A 1,991-nucleotide genomic window follows, 5' to 3' on the forward strand; every position below is an offset into this window, starting at 1 on the left:
GGGGAGGGCTCGGCGAGGGGATGTGCGGGCGTCGATTCTTGCCCTGCTCAAGGAACGGGGGATGCACGGCTACGAGATGATCCAGGAGATCGCCGAGCGCAGTGGCGGGGCCTGGAAGCCGAGCCCGGGGTCCGTCTATCCGACGCTTCAGCTGCTGGAGGACGAAGGGCTCATCAGCAGTGAGAGCGAGGGCGGCAAGAAGCTGTTCTCCCTCACCGAGGCCGGGCGCGCGGCTGCCGAGGACGTCGCCGAGACGCCCTGGGAGGAGGCCACGCGCGGGGTCGACTGGGAGTCACTGCACGAGATCAGGCAGGCCGGGTCCGGACTCTTCGAGGCGTTCGGGCAGGTCTGGCGGACCGGGAACAAGGAGCAGCGTGAGAAGGCTCTGGCTGTTGTCAACGATGCTCGTAAGAAGCTGTATCTGATCCTCGCCGACGAGGACTGAGCTGACGAGGACTGATCCGACGAGTACGGGGCCGACGGGGAGTGATCGCCGTACGGCCGGGCAGGCGCCCTGCGGATTCCGTGGGGCGCCTGTCCGCGTCCGGCGCGCTCTCAGGCCACCAGCGTCGACAGCTTCCGCAGCGACTCGTTGAGGGCCGCCGTCGCCGAGTCCTTCAGCTTGCCCGCCATGAGGGACACCGCCGCGCCCGTGAACTCGCCGTCGATGCGGACGTTCGTCGCCGAGGGGCCGTCCGGCGTGAGGGTGTAGCGCGTCAGGAGGGCGACCGCCATCGGGCCCTTGCCGGTGATCGTGAAGGTGCGCGCGGGGGTCAGCTCGCCGATCGTCCACTCGACCTCCGCCGGGAACCCCATCAGCTTCATGTTCTCCTGGAACGTCGCCCCGGTCTCCAGCGAAGCCGGCCCGCCCTGGGGGAAGTTGGTGTGCGTCGCGTTCCACTCGCCGTACGCCGGCCAGTCCGTCAGCCGGGTCCAGATCTTCTCCGCCGGTGCCTCGATGCGTGCCTCGGCGCTCACTTCGGCCATGCGACCACCTCTTCGAATCGGCCAGGGTGCGCGGAACGTAGCTCCGGGGCCCGTAACTTGCAAGACACGCGAACTCGCGGGAAGCGGGCCGCCGTTCACCGCAGGCGCTGTATCACCGCCGCGTCGAAGACGTCCCACGCGCGCGGGTGCGGGCCCTCGTCGTGGCAGTGCCAGGCCGCCCAGAACAGGTCGGCGGGGAGGGCGTCCTCGGGGGCGTAGACGCGGTACACGTACTGGAGGCCGTCGATCGACGGGAGCGCCACCAGCCAGCTCACGGTCATCAAGCGGAACCCCCTCTCTCACTACTGTGACGTGAGCGCCCATCTCGTGGTTGCGTACAGGGCGTGCGGGGGTGCGATGTGCGCCCCCATAGATGGGGGCTCGCCTGATGTCATCCGTAAGGAGGAGATTGCGGGCCGCCTCGTCCCCTTTGCGTGGGAGGCGGAAATGCTTCGCACCGAGGATGACCCGGGGCGTCCGGGACTGATGGGGTGAGGGGGTGCAACCCCGTATTCCCCGGCAAACGGTCCATGAACCCGTACCGCCCACCGTGGACGACGTCGCCGGGTTCGGCGCGGAGCTCGTGGCGGCGGTCGCCGGTGCGCGCCGCAGGGCCGTACGGGGCGCCGACCGGCAGATCGACAGCGCGCATCTGCTGCACTCGCTGCTGGAGTCCGACCCCGGGGTGCGGGGCGCGTTCGGCGAGGAGGCGCGGGTCGCGCGGGTCCTCGGGTATCTCGTCCAGCGCAGCATCGGGTACGGGCTGCGGTGGCAGGGCGGCGTCGAGGACTCCGGTCAGCTGCCGGTCGTCGCCGTCGCCGAGGGGTTCTCGCCCGTCGCCGCCGTCGCGCTGGAGGCGGCTCGGGCACGGGCCCGGCAGCGGGGCGTGACGCTGGCCGAAGGGGTCGACCTGCTGGCGGCGGTGCTGGCGGATCCCCGGTCCAGGGCGGTGGAGGTGCTGGCGCGGGCGGGCGTCGACGCGGGGGAGGTGCTGGAGCGGGTGG

Annotated in this window: 4 protein-coding genes; 2 read left to right on the top strand and 2 right to left on the bottom strand. The window is 70.9% G+C overall.

Annotated elements, in window-relative coordinates; genetic code table 11:
• Positions 1–445 (top strand): PadR family transcriptional regulator (locus AOK24_RS42215; RefSeq protein WP_079057268.1); only part of this gene is annotated, 445 nt, incomplete at its 5' end.
• A 110-nt stretch (positions 446–555) separates the two neighbouring features.
• On the opposite strand, the gene AOK24_RS42220 is transcribed toward AOK24_RS42215, so the two are convergent.
• Positions 556–987 carry a type II toxin-antitoxin system Rv0910 family toxin gene (locus AOK24_RS42220; RefSeq protein ID WP_055725172.1) on the bottom strand — a complete coding sequence of 144 codons (432 nt, stop codon included), beginning with the start codon at positions 985–987 and terminating at the stop codon, positions 556–558.
• Positions 988–1,082: 95 nt separating this feature from the next.
• Positions 1,083–1,262 (bottom strand): hypothetical protein, encoded by a 180-nt coding sequence (locus AOK24_RS42225; protein WP_193555244.1) that lies wholly within the window; start codon positions 1,260–1,262, stop codon positions 1,083–1,085.
• Between the two features lie 224 nt (positions 1,263–1,486).
• Between AOK24_RS42225 and AOK24_RS42235 the strand changes: the two genes are divergently transcribed.
• On the top strand, positions 1,487–1,991 hold a 505-nt coding region (locus AOK24_RS42235), incomplete at its 3' end, for a Clp protease N-terminal domain-containing protein (RefSeq protein WP_079057269.1).

This window comes from Streptomyces niveiscabiei (genome assembly GCF_001419795.1).
Taxonomy (GTDB): Bacteria; Actinomycetota; Actinomycetes; order Streptomycetales; family Streptomycetaceae; genus Streptomyces; species Streptomyces niveiscabiei.

Excerpts from the sequence above, each read along its gene's own strand:
- AOK24_RS42220 (WP_055725172.1), bottom strand. The coding sequence starts at position 987 with ATGGCCGAAGTGAGCGCCGAGGCACGCATCGAGGCACCGGCGGAGAAG.